Origin of the sequence: Cyanobium sp. Maggiore-St4-Cus, assembly GCF_024345615.1 — a bacterium.
Classification (GTDB): domain Bacteria; phylum Cyanobacteriota; class Cyanobacteriia; order PCC-6307; family Cyanobiaceae; genus Cyanobium_A; species Cyanobium_A usitatum.
In genome coordinates this window covers 116,233-140,547 of record NZ_JAGQBL010000002.1, presented here as the reverse complement: position 1 = coordinate 140,547, position 24,315 = coordinate 116,233, and the positions used below count along the sequence as shown (strand labels likewise).

Sequence of the window (24,315 nt, the reverse complement as noted above, 5' to 3'; positions counted from 1 at the left end):
TTCCTTGAGCCTGCCGCGTCTCCACCCCCGCACGATTGAGGCCGTCAAGGAGCGGGCTGACATCGTTGATGTGGTGGGCGAGCACGTGGTGCTCAAAAAGAAGGGGCGTGAGTACGTAGGCATCTGTCCCTTCCACGACGACAAATCGCCGTCGATGACGGTGTCCCCGGCAAAGCAGTTCTACTACTGCTTCTCCTGTGGTGCCGGCGGCAATGCCATCAAGTTTTTGATGGAGCACCAGCGTCAGAGTTTCAGCGATGTGGTGCTGGAGCTTGCGCGCAAATACCAGCTGCCGATTGAGACCCTCGATGGCCCCCAGCAGGAGCGGCTGCGCAAGCAGCTCTCCCGCCGCGAACAGCTGCACCGGGTACTCACCCTGGCGGCTGGTTGGTTCCGCAGCCAATTGCGCGCCCCTGAGGGAGTCGCCGCTCTCACCTATTTGCGCGAAAGTCGCGGCCTGAGTGAAGCCACCCTGGAAGCCTTCGAGCTCGGCTTTGCTCCCGACCGTTGGGATGGCCTGCTCAGCCACCTGCAGCAGGTTGAGGGGCTGGGGCCGGAGCTGCTGGAGGAAGCTGGCTTGGTGGTGCCACGCAAGGGCGCCAGTACCCAGGACGGCCGCGGTTTCTACGACCGCTTTCGCGGCCGGGTAATGGTGCCGATCAAGGACCGCCAGGGGCGGGTGATCGGTTTCGGTGGCCGCAGCCTCGATGGCGGCGAGCCCAAGTACCTCAACTCTCCGGAGACTGAGGTGTTCGAGAAGGGCAAGCATCTCTTTGGTCTCGACAAAGCCGCGGCCGCGATCCGTAAGGACGACCGAGCCGTGGTGGTGGAGGGCTACTTCGACGTGATCGCCCTGCACGCCGCAGGTATCACAAATGCGGTGGCGTCCCTTGGCACTGCCCTAAGTAGCCAGCAGATCACCCAGCTCTGCCGCTGCTGCGAGGGGCGGCGGATGGTGCTCAACTTCGATAGCGATGGCGCCGGTGTGCGCGCTGCCCAACGGGCCATCGGCGAAGTGGAGCAGCTGGCCCTGCAAGGCCAGCTGGAGTTGCGGGTGCTGCAACTGCCCTCCGGCAAGGATCCCGATGAGTTCCTCAAGAGCCAGGGTGCCGGCGATTACCGGGCCCTGCTTGATCAGGCGCCGCTCTGGCTCGACTGGCAGATCGAGCAGGTGCTCGAGGGTCGAGATCTAGCCCGTCCCGACCAGTTCCAGCTTGCGGTGACTGCCCTTGTTGCCCTGCTTGGCAAGCTGCCCCAGAGCGCAGTGCGCAGCCACTACTTGCAGCGGGTGGCCGAGCGCCTCAGCGGTGGTCAGGCTCGTCTGGCGATCCAGCTGGAAGACGATCTGCGTCAGCAGGTCAAAGGCCAGCGCTGGCATGGACGTTCCCAGAAGTGGGAGTTGCCGGGTGAGGCTGGGCTGCGGGAGCGGGCTGAAGCGGAGGTGTTGCGGATGTATCTGCACTGCCCCGGCTACCGCAGTGCGATCCGGGTGGAGTTGCGGCAGCGCGAACTCGACGATTTCGCCCTGAAGCACCACCGCCTGCTTTGGGCTGCGATTAGCGGCCTAGAGGAGGTCAACCTCGGTGTGGGGCGGCTCGAGGCGATCAACCGCGGCCACGACCCCGGCTCAGACCTCGCCGATCTTGATTTGCCTCGGTTGCTGGGCGATCAGCTGGTGGTGGAGCAGAGCGCCCTGCTCTCCAGGCTGACGCCCTTGCTTGAGCCTAATGAGCTGCAGCGCATGGCTTTCAGCCAGCCCCTGCTTCAGCTGCGCGGTGCCACGGCATCTCTGGAGCGCCAGAAGAGTGTCAAACGCTGTCGGCATCTGCTCGATGCCTGGAGCAGTCAGCGTCTTGAGACCCTGGAGCGTTGTATTGCCCGGCTTCTGGAGCAGGAAAGGGAGGAGGCCCGGGCCACGGCCTCAGGCCTGGCACCGCTTAGCGATATGGAATCGCGCATCGAGGCCCTCTTCAGCGAACTCAACAGCGACGCCCTGCGCTTTCAGGAGCTCTATTACAACGAACGCAAACATCTCGAACACCTCGACTCCCAGCGCCGCGCTGGCTACGAGGAGGTGATGGCTCAACCGGCGGCTTAATTAGCGGTAAGCACTTCTGTCTTGCCCTAAGACCTTTTCAGCACTCTGTTTTTCCCCTCACTTTGATGTTTCTTCCCCGGCTTTCCCTGTTTTTACTGGCATCTTTACTGCTGTCTTTGGGGCTTACCCCTGCCGCGCTTGCCCAACCCTGCCCCTGCAGCTGTGAGCAACCCAGCCAGGGCGTGATCGGCCCAGATGGTCTGTGTCAGTGCCCCTGTGGGGTGGTGCCGATTCCCGGCATCAACGCCGAAACTCTCTCCGGCCCGCCGAAACCGCCCCAGGCAGGTGGCCCCACTCCTAAATGGACCGTGGAACCTGGCTATGACGACGATTTTGGCGGCCCTTTCTGGGATGACTGGTGGTGATTTCACCAGAGCGTCAGCAGGTGGGGCACCCAGCCAACGTTGCGCATGCCCTCCACCAGTTCAATGATTGCTGCAATCCATACAAACCAGATGTCGCTGAGGATGTGGCGGCGAAACAGGCGCGGGTTGCTGCTCCAGCTGGCGGGCTCGCTGTAGAGCCTTGGATTGGGCCAGAAGCGTGGCACCCGCTGCCGGTATTGGCGGAAGGATTCGCCGAATAGTTCTTCTAGCCGTCTTTCCTCCCTAGCCATAATCCCCGGGTAATAAAGACCAAATATCACCAGAAACAGCAGCGGGTAGGTGAGTGTTTCAGTGCTAAGCCCCACTCCCACTAAACCAATGCAGCTAAATACATATAAAGGGTTGCGACTGATCGAGTAGGGACCTTCAGTGACCAGCTCTCCGTCCTTGCGGCCGGAGATAAAAAATGAACACCAGATCCGACCTGTTGATCCAATGGCAGCCAGGCCAAGGCCGGTGCTGAACAGGAACGTGGCAACATTCTCATCCTGCAGCTCCCAGTGGCTCTGGGTGAGTGCTAACAAGATGAAAGCCACTACTGCTACCAACTTCGATAGCCCGGTGCGCTGGTGTTCCCACCAGGTTTTGCCGGCCGCTTTAGGCAATGGCGTCATGGGCTCGTCACAGTCATCCTTGGTCTACTCCTTTATTTGCTGATCCCCGCATACGCTGCCTATCTGCTGATTCCACCCTGGTTCCATGGGGTTTTTCGAGGTGTTCTGGGACGGTGAAGCCATCGGCGATGGCAGCGATCTTGAGGAAGCTCTCACCGCCTACCTCTCCGTGCAGCCTGAAGACATCAGCTGGGCTGAGGCCTGCGCCGCTGCCAGCGCTCCTCCCTGCATCCGGCGCTATGCCTCGTTTGAGGCCTACCTCGACAATGCCGATGAACAGGAGACGATCACCGTTACTGCCGCCATGATCGAAGCCGCCTTGTTGCCATTGTCATCAGGCCCGCAGTCATCCGGCCCGCAGTGATCAGGCCCGCACTACCGGGATGGCGTCTAGGCGGGTAGTGGCCGCCCCAGACAGTCGTGAGCGCCGCATTCGCCAAGGGGTCTGCAGTCCCGCGGCTGCCCATTGCACGGTGCCGCTGCCGTAGTGGCGGTTGAGCTGGTCGATTGTGGCCATTAGGGCTGTGCGACGGTGTTGTTGCTCCAAGGGCAGTGGCAGCAGCAAGTTGTGCTGGAGGGTCTCCTCTCCCTGCAGTTGCTGCATCAGTACGCCTGCTTTGTGCAGGGGCTTGTGGGGGCTGAACAGCACTGCCACCAGGGGTAGGGCTGCCTGCAGCAGTACGGCGGTGTCATTGCTGGCTAGCGGCAGGCTCACCGTGGCGCTGTTGCTGTAAAAACTGGTGCCGTTGAAGGGGTTGCTGCGCACGAACACCGTGATGGCACCAGCCCGTTGCTGTTGCCGCCGCAATTTCTCCGCTGCCCGGCTCAGGTAGGTAGCAACCGCCTCCCTCAGTTCGCTCTGGCTGGTGATCGGCTGGCTAAAGCTGCGGCTCACGCAGGTTTCCCGCTTGGCGGCCGGCAGGGTCTCTAGCGGTAGGCAGGCCATACCCCGCAACTCCTGCTGCAGGCGCAGTCCCACCACGCCGCAGCGGCGGCGCAGTTCGCCACTGGGCATGTCGCGCAGAGCCTTGGCATCGGCGACACCGCGCAGGCGGCACCAGCGGGAGAGCTGGCGGCCCATGCCCCAGACATCCTCGATGGCGACCGCTGCTAGGTGGGGATCGGGGTCATCCATGCTGCCGAGGTCGAAGACACCCGTGGCGCTGGCCGTCGTCTTGGCAAGTCGGTTGGCGAGCTTGGCCAGCACCTTGCTGGGGCCGATGCCTACCGCCACCGGCAGGCCGAGCTGGCAGAGCACGTGGTGACGCAGCTGCCGGCCCCAATCGTGCAGGCTGCGCTGGTCGGCGGGCCGGCTTAGCTGGCCGAAAGCTTCATCGATCGAATAGATCTCCAGCGCTTCCACCCAGGGTTCCAGGGTGGCCATCAGCCGCTGGCTCATATCGGCGTATAGGGCGTAGTTGGAGCTGCGCACCACCACGCCCTGGCGCTCCAGCTCGCGCCGCACCTGAAAGTAGGGCTGGCCCATGCGGATGCCGAGGGCTCGGGCCTCGGCGCTGCGCGACACGATGCAACCGTCGTTATTGGAGAGCACCACCAACGGCCGCCCCAGCACGGCGGGATCCAGCACCGCTTCGCAGGAGGCGTAGAAGTTGTTGCCGTCGATCAGCACGATTGCCTGGCGGCGGCGGCTCCAGGGTTCGCAGGTCATGGCGCTCTACGGCACACCCCAGCCAGGTTCCAGCGTGCGGACCGCGTGCAGGGCCACCGCCCAGATGCGAGCGCAATCAAAGCAATCCAGCTCTAGGGGCGGGTAGGCCGGGTGGGCTGCCTCTAGCCGTAGCCGGCCTTGGTGGGCTACTAGCCGTTTAAGGGTGAAGCGGCCGTCCAGGCAGGCCACCACGATCTGGCCGGGGCGGGGCTCCAGGCCTCGATCGACGATCAGCAGGTCGCCGTGGTCGATTCCGGCTGCCTGCATCGATTCACCACTCACCCGCAGCAACACCGTGCTGGCGCGGCAACGGATCAACTGGGCATCGAGACTGGCGCTTCCCGGCAATGGCGGAAAGACCGGATGGGCTGGGTGTGCCAGGCGCGCGCCGCGGGTCAATCCATACTAGTTCAGGCGTACTGCCGCGCTGTTTTAGTCCGGCTCGCCGGACTCGGACGTAGTGGTGGTGAAGCGGCGGTAGAGCCAGGCGCCAGCTGCGCCCCATAGCAAGGTCCACAACACAAAGGTGGTGAGGGTGCCGAGCTGGCCGGTCTCGAGGGAATAGACGCCGGCCTGGATTAGGCCCGCATCGATCAGGGAGCCGCCGATGCCCCAGCCGAGCACCCAGCTGAATAGAAAGCCGATCGCCTGAAGATTGCCGGTCATGGGGTGGAGGATAGGCGCTGGTTGAAGCGACGAATGAACAGTGCCAGCGGCATCGGACCGCAACGGCGTTGCCAGCCGAGCCCTTCCGGATAGCGCCGCCAGCAGGACAGGCGGCCACCGCGGCGGTCCAGGCAGATCAGGTAGCGGTAGGTAGCAGCAGGTGTTGGGGACAGGGTTTCCGGTGCTGGCAGCGGCGCTAAGGGCAAGAAAACAGCATGCAGCTCCTGCCAGCTGCTGGGGGGCCTGCCGCTGCTGCGAAGGGGCGAGCCAAGCAAGCTGGCGAGCTGCTGGGGGAAGCCGGCGTCTGGCAGCAGCCAGTGGCCCTGGCGGGATTGGCAGGGTTCGAGCAGGGAGATCACGGCGGCACAGGCCATGGGCAGAAAAGGGCAGGACCCTTCTCCAGTGCCCGGCCTGTCCCACGGTCAGCCGCGGTGTGGCAGCTCCCGGATCAGACCCGGCTCTATCCCGCGCTGGCCATATGGCGCATCAGGTCGAGGCACTTGCAGCTGTAGCCCCACTCGTTGTCGTACCAAGCCACAACCTTCACGAAGGTGTCGGTGAGGGCGATGCCGGCGCCGGCATCAAACACCGAGGTGCAGCTCTCGCCAAGAAAGTCGGTGCTCACTACCTCGTCTTCGGTGTAGCCAAGAATCCCGGCCATGGGGCCTTCGCTGGCGGCCTTCATGGCGGCCTTGATCTGGTCATAGCTGGCGGGTTTGGCCAGGTTCACGGTGAGGTCCACCACCGACACATCGGGGGTGGGCACGCGGAAGGCCATGCCGGTGAGCTTGCCGTTGAGCTCGGGGATCACCCGGCCAACCGCCTTAGCGGCACCGGTGGAGCTGGGGATGATGTTTTGGGCCGCGCCGCGGCCACCACGCCAGTCCTTCACCGAAGGGCCATCCACGGTTTTCTGAGTGGCGGTGGTGGCATGCACTGTGGTCATCAAGCCATTGACGATGCCGAAGTTGTCGTGGAGCACCTTGGCGACAGGTGCCAGGCAATTGGTGGTGCAGCTGGCATTGGAAACCACGTCCTGGCCCGCGTAGCTGCTGTGGTTCACGCCCATCACGAACATTGGTGTGGCGTCCTTGGAGGGAGCGCTCATCACCACACGCTTAGCGCCGGCATTGATGTGGGCGCGGGCGGAGTCGTCGGTGAGGAAAAAGCCTGTGCTTTCGAGCACGTAGTCGGCGCCAACCTCGCCCCACTTGAGGTTGTTTGGATCTCGCTCGGCGCTGATACGGATCACCTGGCCATTCACCACCAGCTGTCCGTTTTCGACGGCCACCTCACCCTGGAAGCGGCCATGGGTGGAGTCGTAACGGAGCATGTAGGCCAGGTAGTCGACCTCGATAAGGTCGTTAATACCAACGATCTCCACGTCCGCCAGGGTCATGGCACGGCGGAAGGCAAGGCGGCCGATGCGGCCAAAACCGTTAATGCCGATGCGAATGGTCATGGTGGTGCTCCCTAAACCCTGTGGCGAAAGTATGGGGGCACCATACGGGGGATGGATCAGCTCAGGGCCTGGCTCAAGGCTGCCAGACCAAACACCAGAAACAGGCCGCCACTGAGGCGATAGAGCAGGCGCTCATTCACCCATTGACCAATCCACTTGCCGGCGCCTACGGCCAGCCAGGTGACCAGGGCATGACCTAACAGGGTGCCGGCGAGCAGGCCGCCAAAGCTGAATACCTGGGCCGGCGCAGTGGCCATAAAAATCGTGGTGAACTGGGTTCGGTCGCCTAGCTCAGCGATAAACACCAGCACGAAGGCCTCCCAGATCACGGCCCAGGCCGTGTTGAAGGCCTTGCTGCTTTCCGCCGTATTGATCGCCTGCTCAGCCTCCTCCTTCTCCTCGGTAGCCGCATTGGCAGCCATGCCCTGGGCATCGATCAGCAGCTTGATGCCAAAGCTGAGGAAGAGCACGGCGGCCAGCCAGGGCACCAGGCTTTGGGGTAGCAGCTCCCGCAGGCCGTATCCAAGGGCAAGGGAGATCAGGGTGACCGCGGTTAGGGCGGCAAATGAGCCAATAAACACCCAGCGGGCGCGGTGGCGCACCGCCAGGATCAGCGCCATAAAAAAAGTTTTATCGCCCAGCTCGGCCAGGGTGATGGCGGTGAGGCTGGAGCCGAAGGCAGCCAGGCTGGGATCGCTGGAAAGGGGTGTAGCCATCACTTATCAATAGCTGAGGGCATGTCCTCCTCGTCCTCCAGCAGCAATTGCTGGAAGGCGGTGTATAGATCGCCATATTCCGCTGCGGTGCGTCGATCGGCCCACCCAGGGGTGTTGCGACCACGGAGCTTGGTGGGGCTGGCGGCAATGCTTGGCGCCGGCGCAGGGGTAACGCTCTGGCGGCGGCTCTCCAGCTCGCGCAGCCGCTCCATCAGGTGGGGCGGCACCGTGCCATCGGGGCTGACCTGCATCAGCTCCCGGAACAGGGCCTCCGGGTTTTGCTCCAGCTCCACCTTGTGGCGTCTATCGCTGGCCTTGGTTTGGCTTTGCTGAGGAGGCTCAGGCTTGGGTAGGGGTTGGGGCAGACTGCGGCCCAACGCCTGGAGGCGTTCGCGACTACGGGCGTCGAAGCTCATCGATTCAGCTCAACTGCAGCCCAGGCTGGCGCGGGTGTCGCGGCCGGTCACCGGATTGGTGCCACTGGCAAGGCCACAAAGGGTTTTGAGCGCATCACCCCGCAAAGGCACATTGGTGAAATCTGCCCCCTCAATCACCACATTTGTGAATTTGGTGTTGAAGGCAAAGGCGTCTTCCAGCACTGCATTGGTGAGGTTGGTGCCATCGAAGATCGCTGAATCGAGCGTTGCCTCTTTCAGGTTGGTGTTGCTTAGGTCAGCGTCCTGAAGCTTGGCGCCAAACAGGCTGGCCCCCTGAAGGTCGGAGCCGGCAAAGGTGGCATCCCGCAGATTTGTGAGGTTGAAAGTGGCACCCCGCAGATCCTGGTCATGAAAATCAGCGCCAATCAGCACCTGTTTGGCCACATCCATGGCCGCCTCGGCGGGCAGGGGGGAGACCAAGGCCAAGCCGATGGCACCGACCAGGGCGAACAACAGCGCCAGCACCCCGCCGGCCAGGCTGCCCGGAGAACGACCGGGACGGGATCGACCGGAAGATAAAAGTGGCAACATGTCGGCTGGGTGGGTATCTCAAGCCTAGGCAGGCCACCTAGCAGCGCACTGCGTGGGAACCCTGGGAGTTGCTGCTCCAGGCCTATGGCTCGCACCACTGCACGCCGCCAGGGCGACTGGGCCGAGCAGCGGGTGCTGCGCCTACTGCTCGGCAGGGGTTGGCGGTTGCTCTCACGCCAGTGGGCATGTCGCTGGGGAGAACTGGATCTGGTGCTGGAAAAAGGGGGGCGCCTGTTGCTGGTGGAAGTGAAAGGTCGCAGCCGTTGCGGGCCAGATAGTTGGGGTGCCGGCGCTTTGCGTCGCGGCAAGCGTCAGCGGTTGGAGCGTGCCTGGCACTGCTGGCTGGAGGACCATCCGGTTTGGGCGGAGAGCTCGGTGGAGCTGGTGTTTGCCTTGGTGCCCCTGGCACCGGCGCCCGGACCTGTCCGCTGGATCCGCGCCGATTACTGATCGGTAGTAGCAGCCGGCGCTGGCTGGCTGAACTCGACAGTGCATAAATAGCGATAGTTGCCCATCCCTACCTCCGTTTCCTGGCAGCGCTCAGCGGTAACAACCGCACCAGCTGGAAGCTGCTGCCTAGCCCGTTCAATGGCGTTGCTTTTGTCCCAGATCGAGGATGCGGTGACGCTGCCTGCCTGAGCGGGAAGGGTCAGGAACGGCAGCGCGGCAACTATGGCCGCCGCGCAAATTAATGCCTGCGGATGAATGCCTGAATCTGGGGCAACAGCCATTGTGGATACCTGACGACTTCAAGATGACATTTACTGCCCACCGCGCCCGCAAGCGCTTCGGCCAGCACTGGCTGATTGATCAGGGGGTGCTCTCACGCATCGTGGCGGCCGCAGAGCTTGAAGCCAGCGATCGGGTGTTGGAGGTGGGGCCGGGCCGGGGAGCTCTCAGCGAGCGGCTGCTGGCTACACCGGCGGCGGCAGTGGCTGCAGTGGAGCTTGACCGCGATCTGGTGCTGGGCCTGCAGGAGCGCTTCGGCGACCAGCCGCGCTTCCAGCTCACCTCGGGGGATGTGCTGACGGTGGAGCTTCCTGCCGCCAACAAGGTTGTGGCAAACATTCCATACAACATCACAGGCCCCCTCCTAGAGCGGCTGGTGGGCCGGCTCGATCGACCGGTGGCCCACCCCTACGACCGCCTAGTGCTGCTGGTGCAGCGGGAGGTAGGGGAAAGGATCCGCAGTGAGCCTGGCGCCAGCGCCTTTTCGGCTCTGAGCGTGCGCATGCAGCTGCTGGCCAACTGCCGCTCCGTTTGTGCCGTGCCGCCGCGCTGTTTTCAGCCGCCGCCCCAAGTGCACTCGGAGGTGATCCTGTTGGAGCCGCTGCCAGTGGAGCAGCAATTGGCGCCCCAACTAGCCCGAACAGTGGAGATGCTTTTGAAGCGCTGTTTTGCCGCACGCCGCAAAATGCTGCGCAATACCCTCGCAGGGCTGCTGCCAGAAGCTGAACTTGCTGGGTTGGCTGATGCAGCGGGAATCGGCCTGCAGCAGCGGCCCCAGGAGATCGCGCCAGCAGCCTGGGTGGCGTTGGCGGGCAGCTTGAATCAGGTCATTGCTGCGCCCGGTGCCTCCCCTACCCATGGCTGATCTATGCGTGCGTGCCCCCGCCAAGATCAATTTGCACTTGGAGGTGCTTGGCCTGCGCCCCGATGGCTTCCACGAGCTGGCGATGGTGATGCAGTCGATCGATCTGGCCGACAGCCTGCGGTTGCGGCCCACGGCGGATGGCCAAATCAGCCTCCAGTGCGATCGGGCCGACCTGCCAACTGACAGCAGCAATTTGGTCGTCAAGGCAGGGGAGATGTTGCGTGCCCGCTCAGGTTTTGCCGAGCTTGGGGCCCAGATCGTGCTCGAGAAGCGCATCCCGATCGGTGCTGGCCTTGCGGGCGGCTCCAGTAATGGAGCGGCGGCGCTGATTGGTCTCAACGAGCTATGGGGACTGGGCTTTAAGAGTCAGGAGCTGCAAAGCATGGCGGCTGAGCTTGGTTCAGACATGCCGTTTTGCCTTGATGGCGGCACCCAGCTCTGCTTTGGCCGCGGTGAGCGGTTGGAAGCCTTGGCCTTCAAGTCAACCGAGCCTCCGGCGCTACTGCTGCTCAAGCACCCGGGGGTGAGTGTCAGCACGCCCTGGGCCTACGGACGCTGCAAGGAGCTACGCGGCGATTTCTATCTCGAGGCTGAAGCCGACTTTGAGCAGCGCCGTCAGGCCCTACGTCAGGCGCCCTTGCTAGGCGCCATCGCGGGGAATGGGAGCTGGCCACCACTGCGCAACGACCTGCAGGCCGTGGTGGAACCAGAGGTGGAAACCGTGCGCCAGGGCCTGGCATTGCTGCGTCAGGCCGAGCAACACTTGGCAGTTGCCATGAGTGGTTCTGGCCCAAGTCTTTTCGCCCTGTTCTCCGACCTGGACGAAGCTCGCAGCGCCCATGCAGACCAATCCGAACGATTTGAGCAGTACGGCTTTGAGTCTTGGTGTTGTGGCTTCAGCGATCGGGGTGTCAGCCTGATTCAGTGACAAAATCCGAATCCCCCATCAAGCCCAGTGATCCAGCGCCCCGTAAAGGGCCGCTTAGTTTCCTCTCGGGCTCGCTCACCGCTGGTCTGCTGGCCTGGCTGGCCTTAGGTCTGAGCCAGAAATTGGTGGCGTACTACGCACTGCATCCACCCAGCTACGGCTCGGCAATTGCCCAGAGCATCGCCACGGCCCTCAAAACGCTGATTGTTGGCATGTCGTTTCTTGCCACCTTCAGCTTTGCCTTCATTGGCATTGGTCTGGCGTTGGTGTTCGTGCGCAGCTTGGTGTCCGGTTCCGGATCGGCCCCTGCCGATGCGGCCGAAAAGCCCTAACTTCTGTCCATGACTCCCCACGATCTGGGTTTGCTGGTAACACTGCTTCTACCCGGCATGCTGCTTTCGGTGTTGCTGCTCTCAACCTTCGCCGCCGGCGGCTGAGATAGGTTGGCAGCTAAATGGTGCAAGCCCAGACGTGGCAGAGACGCTGCTGTTCAATGCCCTTCGGGAAGCCATCGACGAGGAGATGGCCAGAGATCCATACGTCTGCGTGATGGGTGAGGACGTCGGCCAATACGGCGGCTCTTACAAGGTCACCAAGGATCTCTACGAGAAATATGGTGAGCTGCGGGTGCTGGACACCCCGATCGCCGAAAACTCCTTTGCTGGCATGGCGGTTGGTGCGGCGATGACGGGGCTGCGCCCAATCGTCGAAGGCATGAATATGGGCTTCCTGCTGCTGGCGTTCAACCAAATCTCCAACAACATGGGGATGTTGCGGTACACCAGCGGCGGTAATTACACCATTCCCACTGTCGTGCGAGGGCCTGGCGGGGTTGGTCGCCAGCTGGGCGCTGAGCACAGCCAGCGACTTGAGGCCTATTTCCATGCCGTACCAGGTATCAAAATTGTGGCGGTGAGCACTCCCACCAATGCCAAAGGCCTGATGAAGGCAGCAATCCGCGACAACAACCCCGTGCTCTTTTTCGAGCACGTGCTGCTGTACAACCTTTCGGAAGATATTCCAGAAGGTGATTACATCTGTGCCCTTGACCAGGCCGAGGTTGTGAAGGCTGGATCGGATGTCACGATTCTCACCTACTCACGCATGCGTCATCACTGTCTCAAGGCTGTCGAGCAGTTGGAGAAGGCTGGGGTGAGCGTGGAGCTGATCGATCTAATCAGCCTTACGCCCTTTGATATGGAGACCATATCCGCCTCGATCCGCAAAACCCACAAGGTGATTGTGGTTGAGGAATGTATGAAGACAGGCGGCATCGGAGCTGAATTGATCGCCTTAATTACGGAACACTGTTTTGATGAGCTTGATGCCCGGCCGATTCGGTTGTCTTCCCAGGACATCCCCACTCCCTACAACGGTGCCCTGGAAAACCTAACCATCATTCAGCCCCATCAAATTGTTGATGCGGCCCAGCAGCTCGTCGCCGGAAAGATCTAGATATGGCTCGTCAACAGGGGTGGTTTGCCCTGATTCTTGCCTTGGCAATTGCGGCCGGGGCCTTGCTCTTTACCTGGAACACACCGGAGACTCCCCTAGGCCAGCGCCTGGGATTGGATCTGCGCGGTGGCAGCCAACTAACTCTCCAAGTAATGCCAGCTGGTGCCATCAAAAGTGTCCAGAAGGAGCAGCTTGATGCTGTCAAGGAGGTGCTTGACCGCCGCATTAATGGTTTGGGTGTGGCTGAGTCGACCTTGCAAACTGTCGGTGACGATCAGCTTGTGCTGCAACTGCCTGGGGAGCAAGATCCTTCCCGCGCCGCCAAGGTTCTTGGCACAACAGCACTACTTGAATTTCGGGCCCAAAAACCTGGCACCGAGCAGCGGATGCAGGAATTGCTCAGCCTGAAGCGCCAAGCAACAGCACTTTTAATCCGTCTAAACGGCCCAGTTAAGGAAGCTGCTGACTCCCAGCAAGATGCACCAACTAAGCCTGACACCAAACAAGCTGATCGTGATCAGCTAGAGGCAGAACTGCAACGTATGAACGTTGACATTGTTGCCCTATTCGAACCAGCTGGCCTCAGCGGCAAGGATCTTGTCACCGCAGGTCGCCAGCAGCAGCAGACGGGCACCGGCTGGGATGTGACTCTCGGTTTCACTAAGGACGGGGGCGATAAGTTTGCCAGCCTTACCCAGTCGATCGCCGGCACTGGTCGTTTGCTTGGCATTGTCCTAGATGGTCGCTCCATAAGTGAGGCAAGCGTGGGCCCTGAGTTCAAGGCCGCGGGCATTACTGGAGGATCAGCAAGCATCACGGGTAATTTCACCGCCGAGCAGGCTCGGGACTTGGAGGTTCAGCTCCGAGGGGGCTCCTTGCCGCTACCAGTGAAAATCCTCGAGGTGCGCACAGTTGGACCATCATTAGGTGCTGAAAACATTCGTACCAGCCTTGTGGCAGCCCTTACAGGCCTGCTGCTAGTGGCCGTGTTCATGGTGATCGTTTATCGATTGGCTGGAGTGGTTGCGGTAGTTGCCCTATCCCTATACGGCCTGTTCAACTTGGCAGTTTATGCCCTAATCCCTGTCACACTAAGCCTACCCGGGATTGCTGGATTCATCTTGTCGCTTGGAATGGCAGTAGATGCAAACGTACTTATTTTTGAGCGTATTAAGGAGGAGCTGCGCGCTGGTAACACCTTAATTCGCTCTATCGATACTGGCTTCGCACTCGCATTTTCATCCATCCTTGATGGCCAGGTCACTACCTTAATTAGCTGCATCGCCTTATTCGCTTTAGGAACGGGGCTTGTCAAGGGATTTGCGGTCACACTTGGAATTGGTGTTTTGCTTAGTTTGTTCAGTTCCCTCACGTGCACCCGCACACTCCTGCGGGTATTGATGAGCTACCCCGGCTTACGGCGCATCAACTACTTCATCCCACTTGTTCAACGTTCAGAGGGGGTTGCCTGAGATGTCCCTGGCACCAAATAGTCACCGGCCGATGTTTTCTTTCCGCGTTAATCGCAATCGCCGCCAGCTATGGCTCCTGTCCACAGTGGCATTGCTTTTGAGTTTGCTGGGAATGGCTGTCAGTTGGTTGTCGCCCTCAATCCGAGCTCCACTGCGCCCAGGGCTTGATTTCACTGGCGGCACTCAGATTCAGATTGAGCGCACCTGCACCCCAGCCTGTGCCCCATTGGCCGTTGATTCGCTCCAAGCGAGCCTGGTTGCCTTGAAGCTGCCAGGGGATGGCTCAGATCCTGCTCCACCACTAACTGGAGCCACAGTTCAGGTTCTTGATGGTGGGCGCTCTTTGGTCTTGCGAATGCCCAGCCTGAGCCCTGCCCAGTCCGAAGCGGTGATCAAGTCCCTTAAGGGCGAAATCGGCGATACGGTCCCGGGCGGTTTGTCCGTAGACACGATTGGCCCCACCCTTGGCTCCCAGCTACTGCGTGCCAGCTTGGTTTCTTTGATAGTTAGTTTTGTAGGTATATCCATCTACATTTCCTTCCGCTACGATCGCGTTTATGCATTGTTGGCACTTGTATGTCTGGGTCATGATGTTTTGATCACTTGTGGCTTATTTGCTTGGCTTGGGGTGCTAGCCGGGGTAGAAGTTAATAGCCTTTTTGCAGTAGCACTACTTACCATTGCAGGCTACTCAGTCAATGACACTGTGGTCATTTTTGACCGAATACGGGAGAAGCGTTCACAGCTCAAAGACTTGCCCCTGGCGGACCAGGCAGATGAGGCCGTGATAAGTACCTTGACCCGCTCTGTTTACACTTCCCTTACAACCCTTCTGCCGTTGATTGCCCTCATTTTCTTTGGTGGCAGCACCTTGTTTTGGTTCTCAATAGCCTTGAGTTTTGGCATTTTGGTGGGAGCTTATTCAAGTATCGGTGTGGCGCCCACCCTGTTGCCGGTATTTTCCCGTCGCTAATCAGAGCCCTGCTCATGTTGCAAGGACGGGCCGCCGCAGCCTGAGAGGCTCCATTGTGCCCATCTTGCTCGCTCTGCTTGCTCTTCTAGATCTGCGAGTTGAGCTGCAACTACTGGCAGATCACTTCACCTTGGCTTCCTTGGCGGCCGCGATTCGCAATCATCTCCTGGCTACAGCAGTGCTGTTGTTATTGCCATCGTTATTGCATCACTACCGCCAAAGGCCATAGTAAAAACTCTAGTGACAATTTCAATTGATCACCAAGAGTGATCAATTCCATTGATCCATTACTTCCTTTACCAATACTTCTTCAAAAAGAGCTTGCAGCACAACCACTAATGGCAAGGCAAGTAACACTCCTGGCAGCCCAAGTAGAGCTCCCAGGCATAGCTGGGCTGTGAGTGCGACGGTGGGCAGCAAATTGACGGTACGCCGTAGCAAAACAGGCGTAAGCAAAAAGGCTTCGGCATTTTGCAAAATAAGCCGCAGCACTAGCACCTGAAGCATTTTTGCTGGGGATACCAGTAACCCCACCGCTAGGGGCAACAAGGTTGCTGCGGTGGGGCCAATCGTGGGCACGAAGGTAAGCAGGCCGCATACAAGGGCGCTCAATAGGGCCAACGGCACGCCCAATAGGGCTAACCCGGCCCAGGTGAGCAGAAACACGCTCACGGCAGATAGGGTCATGCCAGCGAGCCAGCCACCCAGAGCCTGGCGGGATTCACCCAGCAGTTTTTGCATCTGGGGGCGCCAGAAGCTTGGAGTAAGGGAAACAATCACCTTCTGATGACTGCGAGGATCCAGGGCCAGCAGAATCGCCAGCAAGGCCATCAACAGCATCTGGATGGTGGTGTTTGCGGCGCCGCCGGCCAGGCCAAGTAACTGGCCGCCTAGGGGCTGGAGCCGCTCCCATGTACCAAGCGCCATCAGCTGCTGCTCCAGATCAGGCAGCCAATCCACCTGGCGGGCCAGGCTGCTCAGCCGCAAAGCCAAGACAGGCAAAAGGGTGGTCAATTGCTTGATCTGCTCCAGCAGCTCAGGCAGCAACAGCTGGCCCAGCACCCCGCCGAGCAACACCAGTGAAACCAGCACCACAATTAAGGCTGCTGGGCGATTCAGAGGCAGGAGACGCCGCAGCAGGGTGATTGGTACGTCAAGGGCGACGGCCAGCACCACGGCACCGAACAGCACAAGCAGAACCCACCGCAATTCCCAGGTGAGCAGCCCGATAACAACCAGGGCTAGTGCCCCAAGCACTGTGCGGCCGTTCATTGCGTCAGCCTGTAAGGCGCAGACGTTTCCATGGGTCCAGGATGTCGTGAATCAGCAGTTCGCGCACCATCACCTGCAGGCAAACGGCTAACGGCAAGGCCAGCAGCAGCCCCAGCGGGCCAAACACAACCGTGAACAGCAACTGGGCCGTGAGGGTGAAGCCAGGCAGCAGCTTGAGCTGGTGATGCATCACCGAAGGTGTAATTAGATAGCTCTCGAGGTTTTGAACAGCGACATAAAGCGCTAGTACCGCTGCTGCTTTCCAGGGAGCATCTAGTAGGGCCACGGACATCGGAAAAACCGTGCTTAGGGTTGGTCCAATGTTGGGAATGATGTTGAGCAGGCCTGCAAGCAGGGCGTTTGCTGCCACCAACTTCACCCCGAGCAAACTCAAGCCGATTGCCGCCAAGATGCCGACGCAAAGTGAGCTGATTAATACCCCCACCATCCAGGCACTTAGGGCATCACCGCATTGCACCAAAACCTGACGGAAGCGGCGCCGGTAAAACGAAGGCACTAGCAGCACACCCACCTCTAGGTAGGCGGTGGGCTGCACAGCCACCATCACAGCAACGGCAACTACAAACAGGATCTGCAGCAGACCGGTGCCAACGCCACCTGCAAGCCCAAGCAGGCGCAGGGCGCCGCTGCCCAAGCTGCTGCTGAGGCGGGGGGAGAGGCCTGGGGCACCGCCAGCGTCGCTACCAACCAGCCCATCTCGCAGCCAGGAGAGGTCACCATCCCTGCTGCCATAAATCATTTGTGAAACCTGCGATAGACCATCTCTCAGGAGATCCAGCAGGGTTTCTGCTGCTGCCGGCAACTTGCCCAACAACTGGCTGAATTGCTCAACGAAAGGGGGGATCACCAGGGTGGCAGCCAGAGCCAACACCAGAAGGACCGTGCCCAGGCTGAGCAGGAGAGCCAGCGGCCTGGAGCACCCCAGCCGGGACCGGATCGATCCCACCAGGGTGCAAAGGGCCATAGCCAACACCACGGCGGCAAACAGGTAGATCAGGCTTTGACGCAAGCCCCAAAGCAGCACCAGGGATGCCACCAATGCCAACAGGCCTAACCACTGGCCGAATTTCAAGGGCTCAGGCCTCGTCCTGCTCGGGCTGGTCATCATCTTTATTACCCGAGAAGCCCAGGTCGTGGCTATCGGCGTAGCGCTGGGCGAAGCGCATGAAGCGATCGAAATCCTCCGTGCTCTTCCAGGTGAAGGTGCACTCCAAGGCGCTGGCCTTGCCGTTGACGAAGCGGGCCTTCACTTCACGGGTCACCAGCTCGCCTTCCTCATCCACCAAAAACATGCCGGTAATGTCGCCCATGCTTTCGGGAGCAAGGGCATCGGGCTCGTCGAACACGAAAAGGGCCTGGCCGGTGCGGCCGTCCCGCGAGCGGGTGAGGCGGATGTCGGGCACGACCGGCTCATCCACCCCACGGAAGAACTGAATGGCGGCGCCCATGGCAAGCGGGGACAAAAATCAATCCTAGGAGCCAGCCTTAACTGACTCCCCACAGACCTGCTCCCACCAGGGAGCTGGTTGCAGCAATTCAGCTGCAGCTGCATCCGGGTCTACTCCGCCCAAATCGAAGCTGGCCAACAGGGGTTTAGAACGCCTGCTGAGCTCGTTGTCGTAGCAGCGGTCGTAGTAGTCGAGCATCTGCAGGCAGGCAGTAGCCCAGTCTTGAGAGGCGATCGCCTCCAGAGCTGTTGCCGTGCGCTGGGGGCCAAGCCGCCGGGCGATGCGTTCGGTGGCGAGGCGCAAGGACTCCTCCCCTTGATTGCCGTATACCGCAACCAGTTGCTCAACCCGCTCCGACATAGGACGTTGGATCTCAACAGCCGGCGCCCCACCCATTTGGTGCCACAAGCCCGCGGGTATACGGCAGCGACCGACTTGGGCGCTTTCGGCCTCAAGCCAGATCGGTGCCTGGCCGGCGCTGGCCGTAAGGCTTGCAGCTAGCAGGTTCTCGTAGTGCTCCGTGCTCGGTTGCGGGGGTTGGCCCAAGCCGCCGAAGCTGCTGCCTCGGTGATTGGCTAATCCCTCAAGATCAACGACCGCCTGCCCTCTTCGGCGAAGAGCATGCAACAGGTCGGTTTTGCCCGTGCCGGTGCGACCGCCGACCACGAGTAGGGGCCAGGTGGACTCAAAACAGTCCAACACCCAGCGGCGGTAGGCCTTGTAGCCGCCTTGCAACAGCAAAACGGGCAGCTCCAAAGTGCTCGCCAGCCAAGCCATGCTGCCTGAGCGCATGCCACCTCGCCAGCAGTGCAGGCGCAGGGTCTTGTCTGCATCAGCAAGCTCCAATAGGGCCTGGGCAAGGGATGGCAACTTCAGGCCAACCAGTTCCAGGCCCAGTTGCACGGCAAGCTGCCGTCCCTGTTGCTTGTAGACAGTGCCAACTTGAGCTCGCTCGTCGTTGCTAAACAACGGCAGGTTGACCGCTCCGGGCACATGACCCTGTTCAAACTCCCCTGGGCTGCGCACGTCCACGATCGGCCCCTCGGCCGCCAGGAATGCGTTCACATCTTGGGGAGGGCAGGAGCCCGACATCACTGCTGAGGATCTCAGCTGACATAGTGGGCCACGCTGGCACTGCTTCAGGCTCGGCTTCCATTTCCATGCTTTCCGGACCTCCGGTCACCGCCACTACCGGCACCAGCCCTAGTGCCCTGCTTGAGCGCTTTCAGGCCGGCAATACCCGTCAAAGGCGTGCCTTGCTGGCCACCCTGCAGCAGCAGAGCCATGCGTTGCGGCCCCTAATCCCAGACCATCTGGCTGGCGTTGATGCCACCGGAGATGACTGGGCAGCTGGTTTTTTAATTCAGCTCCTGCTCGATGAACAGGATGGGCTGCGCGAAGAGTTTCTGGCCCGCTACCCCGATGGCTGGCTTGCCACGGTGTCGGCCCGCGGCTTGGACTACGCACCCCTTCAACGGGCCCTGATGGCTCAGCAGCTTGAGGAAGCCGACCGAATCACCAGCAGCTTGCTCCGGGAGCTGGCCGGCCCAGAAGCCGTACGCCGCGGCTACGTGTATTACAGCGAGGTGCCGCCGATAGCCTCCGCCGACCTAGACAGCCTCGATCGGCTCTGGGTCTGTTTTTCACGCGGCCGTTTTGGCTTCTCGGTGCAGGGCAGGTTGCTACGCAGTTGCAATGGCCGTTGGGAGCTGCTCTGGCCCAAGTTGGCCTGGAAGGACGCAGGCCGCTGGACTCGCTACCCCGGCTCCTTCCAGTGGTCCATTGAGGCCCCTGAGGGCCACATGCCCCTTGTCAATCAACTGCGCGGTGTGCGGCTGATGGATGCCCTGCTCAACCACCCAGCTCTGCAACAGCGGATCAGGCCCTGAGCAAGGGTGCAGGCAGCGGCGTATGGTCAAAACGGCACCTGCGTATCTCAGCCCGATGGCCCTGCGCTGGTCGGACTTCATCACGCCTTCAACGCTGCAGCTAGCACCGCTGTTGGAACTGTTGATTGAGCCCATTCGCTGCCTGCAGCTTCAGGGCCAGGTGCAGCTTGGCCTGCAAGAAGCACTGGTCAATGCGGTCCGCCATGGCAACGGGTGCGACCCAGCCAAATGCTTGAGAGTGCGCCGTATTGAAACCCCCAACTGGCTGGTGTGGCAGGTGCAGGATGAGGGAGCCGGGGTGCCACCAGCGGCTCGCAGCACAAGCCTGCCTGAGCAGCTAGATGCTGCGGGTGGTCGCGGGCTGTTTTTGATTCATCACTGCTTCGACGACGTGCGCTGGAGTAACCGTGGCAACCGGTTGCAACTGGCAGTCAGTCGGCAGCGAGCTTCGTTGCTGGTGCCGGTCGGTGGCTGGGGCAACCAGGATCGTTCAACTCAGCCTTGAGCCAGCCGAGTCCATGCTCAACCAACTCGATGGCCTGGCGGCGTGCGTCTGAGGATTGAGGTGCCCCGGGATCATCACCCCTAAGCAGCAGCACCAGGGCTGCAGCAAGCTGCTCAGCGCCGCGCCTGGGGCGTTGGGACTTGAAGGCGTGCCATTCCCGGTCGCCTATGGCCAGATGTCGCTGCAAAGCGACAGCCAGCTCTAAGGAGCCTTCTGGCCAGCTTCGTTTTTGCTTGGACAACGGGGTTTGCACTGGACGGCTACAGGCTCAAGGTTCCATCCTGAAGCCTGTAACGCCTCGTTGGGAGCTGGCCATGCCGACGCGACCATTGGGCCACCACTCGGTGCGCCAACCAATTCGCCTACTGCACCTGCTGGATGGGCTGCTCACCCAGGCATCTTTGACAGCTAAAAGCTCCGGGGTCAATCAGCGGCGGCAACGCCAGCGCCTTGAGCTAACCCAGAGATTGCTTGATCCCCTGCCCGAGCAGCTAGCTCCCCCCTACCGCCAGGAGGTGCTGTTTTGGCGTGGGCTGCGCTGGGCCACCGCCGGCCTGCTCCTGGCCTGGATTCTGAAGCGCTAGCGAGGTTTGCGGGCCGTCCAGACCCGAGTCATGAAATGGCTTTGGGCCGTGATGCCCTCAAAGCCAGGCTGGGCAAGACGAGCTCCGATGTCATCAGAGATGTAATCGCGGTAGTAGGGCTCATGGAAAACCCGCCGGAAGTTCTCCATTACGGCACTGAATTGGGGTGAATCAGCCAGTTGTACGGAGTCGGCAATGACCACAACCCCTCCAGGCTCCAACACCCGGTAGGCCTGATTAATCACGTTCTGACGTGCCTGCCCCGGCAGCTCGTGGAACAGAAAAACGCAGGTGACCGCTTGAAAGCTTGCGTCGGCAAAGGGCAGTGCCTCAGCGTTGCCTTGGGTTAGCTGCGGAAGTTCACCGGGCAGCTGACTAAGCCATTTATTGGCTTGGCGCAGGTAGGCACTGGAAAGATCCAATCCCACCAATTGGGCCTTGGGTAAAGCCGCCCTGATCTGACGCAGGGTGCGGCCGGTGCCGGTGGCAAGGTCGAGCACGCGCACCTGGCCAGCTGGGCGATCGGCGAAGGCTTTGATACCCCGCAGCAGGGGAGCCAGAAGCCGCCGCCGCATTGGGTCGGCAGTGCCATTAAACAGAATTTCAACCTGCAGGTCGTAGAGCGCCGCGGAGTGGTCGCTTAGGTAGCCGTCGGTCTGGTGATGAAAATTTTGAAGGTAATAGTCGGGGTAATCATCTTGATCAACACTGCTGGGCAAATCGCGCACATTGCGCTCCCGGCGGCGATTCCAGGTGCTGGGCATATCGAGCCACACCATTGGATACCGACTCGCCCAATCAAGCCAAGGGGCATCGAACAGCAGGGATGGCGGGTAAAGGCCCTGTTCTGCTTCCTGCCAGTCGCGCTCGTGCAATGAATCCATGGCCTGCCTGAGGCTGCCCATTAATTCAGGCGGGATTGGCACGGTTTTGGGGGTGCCATCTGGAGCAAGCAACCCCATAAGCCTGGTGCTCACCTCCTTATGGGTGACCCCAAGTAGCGCCCTGCCCTGCTGCATGGTTTGGTAGGCCAACTTTGTGAGCTGATCGGGCATGGCTAGGCAATGGCTTGCCTCCATTTCAGCGAATTTGTACTGACACCGCGATTGCTGAAGAGCTGTGAAGCTATGGCTGTTTCGTAGCAACCACTACCAAAACAGCTGCAGACTGGATCCAGAGAGAGGGGAGCACGCCATGACCATTGCCCGCCTGCAGCGCCAGCATTCCGATCCTGAATTTCAAACCTGGAGCCTGTTGCACGCCCGTGACAACCGCCTCCATGGAGCCGAACTGGCCCAGATAACCAAGCACCACGATCCCAACCCCGCCGGGGACGCCCTGCATCAGCTCCAAACCTGGGCTAGGCGCCAGGCCCGGGCAAAGCAACTGCAGGCAAGCGCTATCGCCCACCTGCGCTATTGCCCGCCAGTGCCTGATCAGGCGTCGTAGTACATCACGAACTCGTGGGGGTGGGGCCGCTGGCGTAGCTGCTGCACTTCCTCGTATTTAAGGGTTATCCAATTGTTGATGAAGTCTTCGGTGAAGACGCCACCAGCTAGCAGGTAATCCTTGTCTGCATCGAGGGCCTCAAGGGCACCATTCAGTGAGGCCGGCACAGTGGAGATTCGGGCCAATTCCTCTGGCGAAAGCTCGAACAGATCAACATCGGTGCCATCGCCCGGGTCGATTTGGTTCTTGATGCCATCGATGCCTGCCATCAACATTGCCGCGAAGCCGAGATAGGGGTTGGACAGGGCATCGCCGGAGCGGAATTCCAGGCGCTTGGCCTTGGGGCTCGGCCCCGTGAGCGGAATGCGAACCGCGGCGGAACGATTGCCCTGGGAATAAACCAGGTTCACCGGAGCCTCGAAGCCTGGCACCAATCGCTTGTAGCTGTTGGTGGTGGGATTGGTGAAGGCAAGGAAACTGGGGGCGTGCTTCAGCAGCCCTCCGATGTACCAACGGGCAGTCTGGGAAAGGTTGGCGTAGGTGCCTTCGCCGAAAAACAGGGGATTGCCGCCTCTCCAGAGGCTCTGGTGCACGTGCATGCCGCTGCCGTTATCGGCGAACACGGGTTTGGGCATGAAGGTGGCCGTCTTGCCGTACTTACGGGCAACGTTGCGCACTACGTATTTGTAGATCATCACGTTGTCGGCTGCGCTGATCAGCTCGGCAAACTTGATACCCAGCTCATGCTGGGCTGTTGCCACCTCGTGGTGCTGCTTCTCGATCGGCACGCCCAGGCTGCCCATGGTGAGCAACATCTCCGTGCGCATGTCTTGAAGGGTGTCGTTGGGGGCGACCGGGAAGTAGCCCTCCTTCAACTGAATCTTGTAGGCAAGGTTGCCACCCTCCTCGAGGCGCGCGCTATTCCAAGGAGCTTCAACTGAATCGACGCTGTAAAAGCTGCTGCCGCTGCCTGAGCTGTAGCGGACGTCGTCGAAGACAAAGAATTCAGGTTCCGGCCCGAAGTAGGCGGTATCGGCGATGCCGGTGGAACCGAGATAGTTGAGGGCTTTCTGGGCCAACGCCCGGGGGCAACGGCCATAGGGCTTGCCACTGCGGGGCTCCTGGATCGAGCAGATCAGGCTCAGGGTTTTGTGGCTGTAAAAGGGATCGATCCAGGCGGTGTTGGGGTCCGGCACCATCGCCATGTCCGATTCGTTGATCGCCTTCCAGCCCCGAATCGAAGAGCCGTCAAAGGCAACGCCATCGCTGAAGGAGGCCTCATCGATCAGGTCGCGGCAGACCGTCAGGTGCTGCCACTTGCCATGCAAGTCGACAAACTTGAGGTCGATTAGCTCGATTCCCTCCTCATGGATCTGACGGAGGACGTCTTGGGCTGTTTGGGCCATTACGAACAAGAAGGATGGGTGCCGACCGGTTGCGGCGTCGCCGGACCGTACGGATCGGCCAGAAGCTAATTGGTATCGGCTGTAACCAAACTGAAGGCGAGGATTGCGTAACCGTTTCTGTCAACTTCCCCAGAACCCACCCCTGGCCTGGGATTTGGCGGAATGTGAGTGCTAGTTTCCGATGCAGGTGCGTCGATTTAATTCCGCCATGCGCGATGCCATCACTGGTCTGATTGGCCGTTATGACCAGCTCGGCCGCTACTTAGACCGCAATGCGATCGACCGCATCAGCGCTTATTACTCCGAATCCAGCGTGCGCCTGGCTGCGGTGGAGCTGATCAACCGAGAGGCGGCGACCATCGTGCGCGAGGCGGCGCAGCGTCTCTGGCTTGCTGATCCCGAGCTGATCCTGCCCGGTGGCAACGCTTACACCACAAGGCGCCTTTCGGCTTGCCTGCGGGACATGGATTACTTCCTGCGTTACGTCAGCTATGCCCTGATCGCCGACGACGCATCGATCCTCAACGAGAGGGTGCTGAATGGTCTTGACGACACATACAAGAGTCTTGGCGTGCCGACCGGCCCCACCGTGCGCAGCATTGCCTTGATGGCTGATGTGGTCTGCGAGATGCTGCTCGACGCCGGTGTGGCATCCGCGGCAGTGGTTCGGGCCCCCTTTGACCATCTCTGCCGTGGTCTTGGTGCCACCAATCTGCGGGCCCGCTAGGCCCCGGAATTGT

Annotated in this window: 32 protein-coding genes; 15 read left to right on the top strand and 17 right to left on the bottom strand. The window is 60.8% G+C overall.

Translation table 11 applies throughout. The annotated features are described in order from the left end of the window. The first annotated feature begins 4 nt into the window (after positions 1-4). Entirely contained in the window at positions 5-2,098 is a 2,094-nt protein-coding gene (gene dnaG, locus KBY99_RS02465; RefSeq protein ID WP_254997124.1) for a DNA primase, read from the top strand. A 65-nt stretch (positions 2,099-2,163) separates the two neighbouring features. Further along, positions 2,164-2,463 (top strand): hypothetical protein, encoded by a 300-nt coding sequence (locus tag KBY99_RS02460; protein WP_254997123.1) that lies wholly within the window; start codon positions 2,164-2,166, stop codon positions 2,461-2,463. 2 nt (positions 2,464-2,465) lie between these two features. Here KBY99_RS02460 and KBY99_RS02455 read toward each other — a convergent pair whose 3' ends face one another. Further along, positions 2,466-3,098: a methyltransferase family protein gene (locus KBY99_RS02455; RefSeq protein ID WP_254997120.1), complete on the bottom strand. Its 633-nt coding sequence runs from the start codon at positions 3,096-3,098 to the stop codon at positions 2,466-2,468. A gap of 85 nt (positions 3,099-3,183) precedes the next feature. Between KBY99_RS02455 and KBY99_RS02450 the strand changes: the two genes are divergently transcribed. Then, positions 3,184-3,462: a hypothetical protein gene (locus tag KBY99_RS02450; RefSeq protein WP_254997119.1), complete on the top strand. Its 279-nt coding sequence runs from the start codon at positions 3,184-3,186 to the stop codon at positions 3,460-3,462. On the opposite strand, the gene KBY99_RS02445 is transcribed toward KBY99_RS02450, so the two are convergent. From KBY99_RS02445 to KBY99_RS02410, 8 genes are all read right to left on the bottom strand, one after another. Then, positions 3,463-4,767 carry a Y-family DNA polymerase gene (locus tag KBY99_RS02445; RefSeq protein WP_254959913.1) on the bottom strand — a complete coding sequence of 435 codons (1,305 nt, stop codon included), beginning with the start codon at positions 4,765-4,767 and terminating at the stop codon, positions 3,463-3,465. A 6-nt stretch (positions 4,768-4,773) separates the two neighbouring features. Continuing rightward, complete coding sequence (locus KBY99_RS02440) at positions 4,774-5,148, bottom strand: LexA family protein (protein ID WP_254997282.1); 375 nt, start codon at positions 5,146-5,148, stop codon at positions 4,774-4,776. 51 nt (positions 5,149-5,199) lie between these two features. After that, on the bottom strand, positions 5,200-5,433 hold the full coding sequence (locus tag KBY99_RS02435; RefSeq protein ID WP_254997117.1) for a hypothetical protein: 234 nt from the start codon (positions 5,431-5,433) through the stop codon (positions 5,200-5,202). Next, on the bottom strand, positions 5,430-5,807 hold the full coding sequence (locus tag KBY99_RS02430; protein WP_254997115.1) for a hypothetical protein: 378 nt from the start codon (positions 5,805-5,807) through the stop codon (positions 5,430-5,432). Before KBY99_RS02430 ends, KBY99_RS02435 begins: the two co-directional genes overlap by 4 nt. 86 nt (positions 5,808-5,893) lie before the next feature. After that, a complete protein-coding gene (gene gap, locus KBY99_RS02425; protein ID WP_254997113.1) occupies positions 5,894-6,895 on the bottom strand; it encodes a type I glyceraldehyde-3-phosphate dehydrogenase in 1,002 nt (333 codons plus the stop codon). 56 nt (positions 6,896-6,951) lie between these two features. Further along, positions 6,952-7,611 (bottom strand): TMEM165/GDT1 family protein, encoded by a 660-nt coding sequence (locus KBY99_RS02420; protein WP_254997112.1) that lies wholly within the window; start codon positions 7,609-7,611, stop codon positions 6,952-6,954. Next, positions 7,611-8,027 carry a hypothetical protein gene (locus KBY99_RS02415; RefSeq protein WP_254997111.1) on the bottom strand — a complete coding sequence of 139 codons (417 nt, stop codon included), beginning with the start codon at positions 8,025-8,027 and terminating at the stop codon, positions 7,611-7,613. The genes KBY99_RS02420 and KBY99_RS02415 overlap by 1 nt, the downstream gene beginning before the upstream one ends. A gap of 9 nt (positions 8,028-8,036) precedes the next feature. Then, the gene (locus KBY99_RS02410; RefSeq protein WP_254997109.1) at positions 8,037-8,579 is read right to left on the bottom strand and encodes a pentapeptide repeat-containing protein; all 543 of its coding nucleotides are present in this window, start codon (positions 8,577-8,579) and stop codon (positions 8,037-8,039) included. 84 nt (positions 8,580-8,663) lie between these two features. Between KBY99_RS02410 and KBY99_RS02405 the strand changes: the two genes are divergently transcribed. Further along, the gene (locus tag KBY99_RS02405; RefSeq protein ID WP_254997108.1) at positions 8,664-9,029 is read left to right on the top strand and encodes a YraN family protein; all 366 of its coding nucleotides are present in this window, start codon (positions 8,664-8,666) and stop codon (positions 9,027-9,029) included. Here the strand turns inward: KBY99_RS02405 and KBY99_RS02400 are convergent. After that, the gene (locus tag KBY99_RS02400; RefSeq protein WP_254997106.1) at positions 9,023-9,310 is read right to left on the bottom strand and encodes a hypothetical protein; all 288 of its coding nucleotides are present in this window, start codon (positions 9,308-9,310) and stop codon (positions 9,023-9,025) included. The two genes, KBY99_RS02405 and KBY99_RS02400, sit on opposite strands and share 7 nt — an antisense overlap. A 23-nt stretch (positions 9,311-9,333) precedes the next feature. Between KBY99_RS02400 and rsmA the strand changes: the two genes are divergently transcribed. The 6 genes from rsmA to secF all read left to right on the top strand — a co-directional run bounded on the left by rsmA (position 9,334) and on the right by secF (position 15,001). Continuing rightward, positions 9,334-10,173 (top strand): 16S rRNA (adenine(1518)-N(6)/adenine(1519)-N(6))-dimethyltransferase RsmA, encoded by an 840-nt coding sequence (gene rsmA / locus KBY99_RS02395; RefSeq protein WP_254997104.1) that lies wholly within the window; start codon positions 9,334-9,336, stop codon positions 10,171-10,173. Next, positions 10,166-11,101 (top strand): 4-(cytidine 5'-diphospho)-2-C-methyl-D-erythritol kinase, encoded by a 936-nt coding sequence (ispE, locus tag KBY99_RS02390; protein ID WP_254997280.1) that lies wholly within the window; start codon positions 10,166-10,168, stop codon positions 11,099-11,101. The genes rsmA and ispE overlap by 8 nt, the downstream gene beginning before the upstream one ends. Next, positions 11,098-11,433 carry a DUF3082 domain-containing protein gene (locus tag KBY99_RS02385; RefSeq protein WP_254997102.1) on the top strand — a complete coding sequence of 112 codons (336 nt, stop codon included), beginning with the start codon at positions 11,098-11,100 and terminating at the stop codon, positions 11,431-11,433. The genes ispE and KBY99_RS02385 overlap by 4 nt, the downstream gene beginning before the upstream one ends. A 139-nt stretch (positions 11,434-11,572) precedes the next feature. After that, complete coding sequence (locus KBY99_RS02380) at positions 11,573-12,556, top strand: pyruvate dehydrogenase complex E1 component subunit beta (RefSeq protein WP_254997100.1); 984 nt, start codon at positions 11,573-11,575, stop codon at positions 12,554-12,556. A gap of 2 nt (positions 12,557-12,558) precedes the next feature. Further along, positions 12,559-14,028, top strand: a complete 1,470-nt coding sequence (gene secD / locus KBY99_RS02375; protein ID WP_254997098.1) for a protein translocase subunit SecD — start codon at positions 12,559-12,561, stop codon at positions 14,026-14,028. A 1-nt stretch (position 14,029) separates the two neighbouring features. Beyond that, the gene (gene secF / locus KBY99_RS02370; protein WP_254997096.1) at positions 14,030-15,001 is read left to right on the top strand and encodes a protein translocase subunit SecF; all 972 of its coding nucleotides are present in this window, start codon (positions 14,030-14,032) and stop codon (positions 14,999-15,001) included. Between the two features lie 270 nt (positions 15,002-15,271). On the opposite strand, the gene KBY99_RS02360 is transcribed toward secF, so the two are convergent. The 4 genes from KBY99_RS02360 to mnmH are packed head-to-tail and all read right to left on the bottom strand — an operon-like array spanning position 15,272 to position 18,834. Next, positions 15,272-16,273, bottom strand: coding sequence for an AI-2E family transporter (locus KBY99_RS02360; protein WP_254997095.1), 1,002 nt, complete (start codon positions 16,271-16,273; stop codon positions 15,272-15,274). Between the two features lie 4 nt (positions 16,274-16,277). Then, on the bottom strand, positions 16,278-17,366 hold the full coding sequence (locus KBY99_RS02355; protein ID WP_254997093.1) for an AI-2E family transporter: 1,089 nt from the start codon (positions 17,364-17,366) through the stop codon (positions 16,278-16,280). Positions 17,367-17,370: 4 nt separating this feature from the next. Beyond that, entirely contained in the window at positions 17,371-17,742 is a 372-nt protein-coding gene (gene psb28, locus KBY99_RS02350; protein ID WP_106501844.1) for a photosystem II reaction center protein Psb28, read from the bottom strand. Between the two features lie 24 nt (positions 17,743-17,766). After that, positions 17,767-18,834 (bottom strand): tRNA 2-selenouridine(34) synthase MnmH, encoded by a 1,068-nt coding sequence (gene mnmH, locus KBY99_RS02345; RefSeq protein ID WP_254997091.1) that lies wholly within the window; start codon positions 18,832-18,834, stop codon positions 17,767-17,769. A 68-nt stretch (positions 18,835-18,902) separates the two neighbouring features. On the opposite strand from mnmH, the gene KBY99_RS02340 reads away from it, so the two are divergent. Together KBY99_RS02340 and KBY99_RS02335 are read left to right on the top strand one after the other, a co-directional pair. Further along, positions 18,903-19,631 carry a GUN4 domain-containing protein gene (locus tag KBY99_RS02340; protein ID WP_254997090.1) on the top strand — a complete coding sequence of 243 codons (729 nt, stop codon included), beginning with the start codon at positions 18,903-18,905 and terminating at the stop codon, positions 19,629-19,631. 55 nt (positions 19,632-19,686) lie between these two features. After that, entirely contained in the window at positions 19,687-20,136 is a 450-nt protein-coding gene (locus tag KBY99_RS02335) for an ATP-binding protein (RefSeq protein ID WP_254997089.1), read from the top strand. Here KBY99_RS02335 and KBY99_RS02330 read toward each other — a convergent pair. Next, entirely contained in the window at positions 20,063-20,389 is a 327-nt protein-coding gene (locus KBY99_RS02330; protein ID WP_315857937.1) for a DUF6439 family protein, read from the bottom strand. The genes KBY99_RS02335 and KBY99_RS02330 overlap by 74 nt on opposite strands. Positions 20,390-20,450: 61 nt before the next feature. Between KBY99_RS02330 and KBY99_RS02325 the strand changes: the two genes are divergently transcribed. Then, the gene (locus KBY99_RS02325) at positions 20,451-20,720 is read left to right on the top strand and encodes a hypothetical protein (protein ID WP_106501840.1); all 270 of its coding nucleotides are present in this window, start codon (positions 20,451-20,453) and stop codon (positions 20,718-20,720) included. Here KBY99_RS02325 and KBY99_RS02320 read toward each other — a convergent pair. After that, positions 20,717-21,775: a class I SAM-dependent methyltransferase gene (locus KBY99_RS02320; RefSeq protein WP_254997088.1), complete on the bottom strand. Its 1,059-nt coding sequence runs from the start codon at positions 21,773-21,775 to the stop codon at positions 20,717-20,719. The two genes, KBY99_RS02325 and KBY99_RS02320, sit on opposite strands and share 4 nt — an antisense overlap. A 139-nt stretch (positions 21,776-21,914) precedes the next feature. Between KBY99_RS02320 and KBY99_RS02315 the strand changes: the two genes are divergently transcribed. Then, the gene (locus KBY99_RS02315) at positions 21,915-22,169 is read left to right on the top strand and encodes a hypothetical protein (RefSeq protein WP_254997086.1); all 255 of its coding nucleotides are present in this window, start codon (positions 21,915-21,917) and stop codon (positions 22,167-22,169) included. Here the strand turns inward: KBY99_RS02315 and glnA are convergent. Continuing rightward, positions 22,157-23,575, bottom strand: coding sequence for a type I glutamate--ammonia ligase (glnA, locus tag KBY99_RS02310; protein WP_254941093.1), 1,419 nt, complete (start codon positions 23,573-23,575; stop codon positions 22,157-22,159). The two genes, KBY99_RS02315 and glnA, sit on opposite strands and share 13 nt — an antisense overlap. 208 nt (positions 23,576-23,783) lie before the next feature. Here glnA and KBY99_RS02305 point away from each other — a divergent pair, with 208 nt between their 5' ends. After that, on the top strand, positions 23,784-24,302 hold the full coding sequence (locus tag KBY99_RS02305; RefSeq protein ID WP_254941092.1) for an allophycocyanin subunit beta: 519 nt from the start codon (positions 23,784-23,786) through the stop codon (positions 24,300-24,302). The last annotated feature ends 13 nt before the right edge of the window (positions 24,303-24,315 follow it).